This window comes from Armatimonadota bacterium, assembly GCA_031459715.1.
Taxonomy (GTDB): domain Bacteria; phylum Sysuimicrobiota; class Sysuimicrobiia; order Sysuimicrobiales; family Humicultoraceae; genus Humicultor; species Humicultor tengchongensis.
This window is the reverse complement of the sequence record JAVKIA010000065.1, coordinates 1-5,173: the sequence shown is the minus strand read 5'-3', so window position 1 is coordinate 5,173 and position 5,173 is coordinate 1. Positions and strand designations below refer to the sequence as shown.

Genomic DNA, 5,173 nt, shown 5'->3' with positions numbered 1-5,173 from the left:
GGACCGCATGGGTGAAGGAAAGAGCCACGGCCCCCCGCCGCGCCGGGTGGTGCCTAAGGTGATGGACACCAGCGTGATCATCGACGGGCGCATCGCAGACGTGTGCAAGACCGGCTTCCTGGAGGGCCCGCTGCTGGTGCCCCGCTTCGTGCTGGCCGAGCTGCAGCGCATTGCCGACTCCACGGATACCATGCGCCGCGCCCGCGGCCGCCGCGGCCTGGACATCCTCAACCGGCTACAGAAGGAGTGGGACGCCGTGGAGGTGATCGACAGCCCTCCGGGGATCGAGGGCGATGTGGACGCGCGGCTGGTGGGTGTGGCCCGGGCGGTGGGCGGGTGGATTCTGACCAACGACTTCAACCTGAACAAGGTCGCCGAGCTGCAGGGGGTTCGCGTGCTCAACGTCAACGAGCTGGCGCAGGCCATGCGCCCCATCCACCTCCCGGGCGAGGAGCTGACCGTCCACATCATGAAGGACGGCAAGGAGGCCGGGCAGGGCATCGGCTACCTGGAGGACGGGACGATGGTGGTGGTGGAGGGGGGCAAGAAGCACATCGGGGAGACCTCCGACGTGGTGGTGACCAGTGTCCTGCAGACCGTCGCCGGACGGATGATCTTCGCCCGCCCCAAGGGGGACGTGGCCGCAGGCTCCTCCACCGCCCATCGCCGCTAGCCCCGTGTTCGCGGTGGACCCCTCCGCACCCACCGCCGCCATCCTGGTCGCCGCCGGTCGGGGCCGGCGGATGGGCGCGGTGCCTAAACCCTTCCTCCCCCTGGGCGGACGGCCGGTGCTGTTGCACGCGTTGCGCGCGCTGCTGGAGGCTCCCCAGGTGCATACGGCCGTGGTGGTGGCGCCCCCCGCCTACCTGGATGCCGCCCGGGCGCATACGGCGCCTTTTCCCCGCGTCGCCGCAGTGGTGCCGGGGGGAGAGGAGCGGCAGGACTCCGTGGCTGCGGGGCTGGAAGCAGTGCCGGAAGCGGAGTGGGTGGTGGTCCACGACGCGGCGCGCCCCCTGGCCACTCCCGACCTGGTCCGCCGGGTCCTGGCCGCCGCCGCGGAGACAGGCGCGGCCACCGCAGCCCTGCCCTCCCGGGACACGCTGAAGGAGGTGGCCGGAGGGGTCGTCTGTCGGACCCTGGATCGGGAGCACATCTGGCAGGTGCAGACTCCTCAGGCCTTCCGGGCAGCGCTGTTGCGGGAGGCTCATGCCCGCGCCCGGCGGGAGGGGCTGCGGGCTACCGACGACGCCGCCCTGGTGGAGGCTGCAGGCGGGGTGATCCGTGTCGTGGAGGGGGAAGCGCTTAACCTGAAGGTGACCACCCCCGCGGACCTGGAGCTGGCCGAGGCGGTGGTGGCGCAGCGGGAGGGCCGCATTGGGCTCCGTACCGGGATCGGCTACGACGCGCACCGCCTGGTGCCCGGACGTCCTCTCGTCCTGGGCGGCGTCACCATCCCCTTCGATCGGGGGCTTTCCGGGCACTCCGACGCCGACGCCGTACTGCACGCCATCATGGACGCCCTGCTGGGGGCGGCCGGCCTGCCTGATGTCGGGCACCACTTCCCTCCAGACGAGCGCTTCCGCGGCGCGGACAGTCGCCGCCTGCTGGCGGAGGTGGTCTCCCGGGTCCAGGCGGTGGGGTTCCTCCCCGCGCAGGTGGACGTGGTGGTCCTGGCGGAGGAGCCCCGCCTGGCCCCGCACCTGCCGGCGATGCGGGCGGTGATCGCCTCCCTCCTGGGCCTGGAGGAGGGGATGGTGGGGATCAAGGCCACGACCACCGACGGTCTGGGGGCCATCGGCCGCGGCGAGGGAATCGCCGCACAGGTGGTCGCCACTCTCCGGCCGGTCTCCAAAACGGCATGAGACGGACGCAGGTGCGGCTGCGGAAGGCGCAGACGGCGCGGCGCTACCGGCGCGCCCTGGAGCGGGCCCGGGAGACCCCTCACCTGCTGTTCGTGGAGCGGGCCCCGCTGCGCGCGGCGGTGGCCGTGGAAGTGGTCCGCGGCTCGGGGAGGGGAAAGCCCGCCGGCTTCTGGTGGGGAACGGAGTTCTACCGCATCCAGCGCGTGGTGGAAACCCGCCGTGAGTACGACGCCGTCTACTACCGCGTGGTCACCGACCGGGGGGCATTTGACCTGCGGCGAGCGCGGCGGCTGGAGCCATGGACGCTGCGCCCCTCCGTGGAGTGGGAGCTGACGGCACAGTTGGAGGCCATCGAGCTGCAGCGGCCGTTCTGACGTCCCGCGGCACCGGCGGCGAAGGCCGGGGCCAGCGACGAGGTGGGCGACGATTCTGAGGATTCACAACACCCTGAGCAGGCGGAAGGAGCCCTTTCAGCCCCTGGAGCCGGGGCTGGTGCGCATCTACGTCTGCGGGCCGAACCTCTACGGTCCGGTGCACGTGGGGCACGCCCTGAGCTACAGCTTTTTCGACGTGGTCCGCCGCTACCTGGAGTACCGCGGGTACCGGGTCCTCCACGTGCAGAACTTCACCGACATCGAGGACCGGATCATCGAGAAGGCGCTCCGGAACGGCCGGACCATCTTCGACATCGCCCAGGAATACATCGACCGCTTCTTCCAGGAGATGGACGCCCTGGGCGTGCGCCGCGCCCACCACTATCCCCGCGCCTCCCAGGTCATCCCCACCATCATCGAGATTATCGCCGGTCTCATCAGCCGCGGGCACGCCTACGCGGTGGATGGCGACGTCTACTACCGCGTCACCTCCTTCCCCCGGTACGGGCAGCTCAGCGGGCGGTCGCTGGAGGAGATGCAGGCCGGCGCCCGGGTGGAGCCCGACCCGCGCAAGGAGCACCCTATGGACTTCGCCCTGTGGAAGGCGGCGCGGCCGGGTGAGCCCTCCTGGCCCAGCCCGTGGGGTCCGGGGCGGCCGGGGTGGCACATCGAGTGCTCCGCGATGAACCTGCAGTACCTGGGGCCACAGGTAGACATCCACGGGGGAGGGCAGGACGTCATCTTCCCACACCACGAGAACGAGATCGCTCAGTCGGAGGCCTACACGGGGAAGACCCCGTTTGTGCGCTACTGGGTGCACAACGCTCTGATGAAGCCCCCCGTGGGGGAGGAGATGCACCGCCACCTGGGCAACTTCGTCTCCCTGCGCCAGGCACTGGCGCAGTACGAGCCTGATGCCATCCGCCTCTTCTTCCTGGGGACTCACTACCGCACCCCGCTGCGCTGGACCGACGAAGCGGTGCAGGCCGCGGCCCGCGGGCTGGAGCGGCTGCGCACCTCCCTGGCCAACGCGGAGGACGCCGTCGCCCGCAGCAGTGATGCGGCGGAGGGAGGCCTGGGGGAGGCCGCGGCACGGGCGCGGCAGGCGTTCGAGGCGGCCATGGACGACGACTTCAACACCCCGCAGGCTCTGGCGGCCCTCTTCACCCTGGCGGGGGAGATCAACAAGGCGGCCGCGGCGGTGGCTTCGGGGCGCGCAGGGGGGCGGGCGGGTCTGTGGGTGGCGACGGATGCCCTGCGCGAGCTGGCCCGTGTACTCGGCCTGGCGCTTCCCCGCGCGGGCGTGGAGCCCTCCCTGCTGCCGGAGCTGAGAGGTCTGCTGGAGGAGGCCCGGAGCCAGGCCGCCGACCTCTTCGCCGACGCGGGCGAAGGGAATGCTGAGGAAGTCATCCAGGCGCTGCTCGCCGGGCGGCAGCGGGCGCGGGAGCAGCGAGACTATGCCCTGGCCGACAGGGTGCGCGCTCGCCTGGGCGAGCTGGGCATCATCGTGGAGGACCTGCCCGGAGGGGCCCGGTGGCGGCCGGCCCCGCGGGCGGGGGAGCCGCGACGGCTCCGCTAGCAGCCATGGAGGAGCAGATCGAGGGGCGGCGCCCGGTGCGCGAGGCTCTGGCTGCCGGGCGGTCGATCCGCAAGCTGCTGGTGGCCCGCACCGCCCGGGGGTCTGTGCAGGAGATCGTGGGACTCGCCCGCGGCCGCAACGTCCCCGTACAAGAGGTCGATCCCCGCTGGCTGGACCGCATCGCCCGGACTCCCGCGCACCAGGGTGTCGTCGCCCTGGCAGCGCCGCGTCCCACGGCGGAGGTCGATGACCTCCTGGCAGCGGCCCGCGCCCGCGGCGAGGCCCCCCTGCTGGTGCTGCTGGACGGCATCCAGGATCCCCAGAATGCCGGGGCCATCATCCGCGTGGCCGAGGCAGCCGGCGCGCACGGGGTGGTGCTCCCGGCGAGGCGGGCGAGCGGTCTCACCGCTGCGGTCGCCCGCGCCTCCGCGGGGGCGGTGGAGCACCTGCCGGTGGCGCAGGTGACGAACCTCGCCCGAACCATCAGGCACCTGCAGCGCCAGGGGCTGTGGGTTGCCGGGGCCGACCCCGGGGGGCAAGACCTCTACACGACAGAACTGGCCCCGCCGCTGGCCCTGGTCATCGGCAGCGAGGGGCGGGGCCTGGGCAGACTGGTGCGCGAGTCCTGCGACCGGCTGGTGGCCATCCCCATGAGCGGCCGCGTGGCTTCCCTGAACGCAGCGACCGCCGCTGCGGTCATCCTCTTCGAGGTCCGCCGCCGGCTGCGGGAGAGGCAGAGATGAAGCGTTGCCTGCGTGAGGAGGGCCAGCGGTGAGACATTGCCTGCCTGAGGGCCGGCGGTGAAGCGCCTCCTGGCCGCGGCCACTCTCGCCGTCCTGCTGGCCGCCGTGGGGTTTGCCGCCGCCTTCGTCCGCGAGGCCCGGTCCTACCGAGGTCGCATCCTGCCCGGAGTAAGCATCGCCGGGATCCCCGTCGCCGGCCTCGACCCGGCGGAGGCCCTGCGGCGGGTGGAGAGCGTGGTGGCACCGACCCTGGCCCGCACGCTGGAGGTGCGCGCCGCCGGGGTGGTGATCCGCCCCACCCTGGCGGAGCTGGGCATGCGGGCGGAGTCCGCCCGGGCGGTGGCCGCTGCTTACGCACTCGGCCGGGAGGGCGGTCCCTTCCGCAGACTGCAGGCCCGCTGGAGGCTGCGCTGGGGCGCGGATGTCCCTCTAGAGGTCGTCCGGGACGAGGGCGCACTGCGGGCGGTCGTCTCCCGCCTGGCCGCGGCGGTTGCGGCCCCGCCGCGGGATGCCCGGGTGACGGTCGTGGAGGACGAGGTGGTGCTCACCGACGTCTCCCGGGAGGGACGGGTCCTGGACCAGGCGGCGACGATCGGGAGGATCAGGCGTGCCCTG

The 5,173-nt window shown here is 72.7% G+C and carries 6 protein-coding genes; all 6 read left to right on the top strand.

What is annotated here, in order from left to right:
- Positions 1-673 (top strand): TRAM domain-containing protein (locus tag QN152_13645; protein MDR7540548.1); only part of this gene is annotated, 673 nt, incomplete at its 5' end.
- Between the two features lie 4 nt (positions 674-677).
- On the top strand, positions 678-1,862 hold the full coding sequence (gene ispD, locus QN152_13640; protein ID MDR7540547.1) for a 2-C-methyl-D-erythritol 4-phosphate cytidylyltransferase: 1,185 nt from the start codon (positions 678-680) through the stop codon (positions 1,860-1,862).
- Between the two features lie 11 nt (positions 1,863-1,873).
- Positions 1,874-2,236, top strand: coding sequence for a hypothetical protein (locus QN152_13635; protein MDR7540546.1), 363 nt, complete (start codon positions 1,874-1,876; stop codon positions 2,234-2,236).
- 52 nt (positions 2,237-2,288) lie between these two features.
- Positions 2,289-3,815 (top strand): cysteine--tRNA ligase, encoded by a 1,527-nt coding sequence (gene cysS / locus QN152_13630; GenBank protein ID MDR7540545.1) that lies wholly within the window; start codon positions 2,289-2,291, stop codon positions 3,813-3,815.
- Positions 3,770-4,558: a 23S rRNA (guanosine(2251)-2'-O)-methyltransferase RlmB gene (gene rlmB, locus QN152_13625; GenBank protein ID MDR7540544.1), complete on the top strand. Its 789-nt coding sequence runs from the start codon at positions 3,770-3,772 to the stop codon at positions 4,556-4,558. The genes cysS and rlmB overlap by 46 nt, the downstream gene beginning before the upstream one ends.
- Positions 4,559-4,615: 57 nt before the next feature.
- Positions 4,616-5,173 (top strand): peptidoglycan binding domain-containing protein (locus QN152_13620; GenBank protein MDR7540543.1); only part of this gene is annotated, 558 nt, incomplete at its 3' end.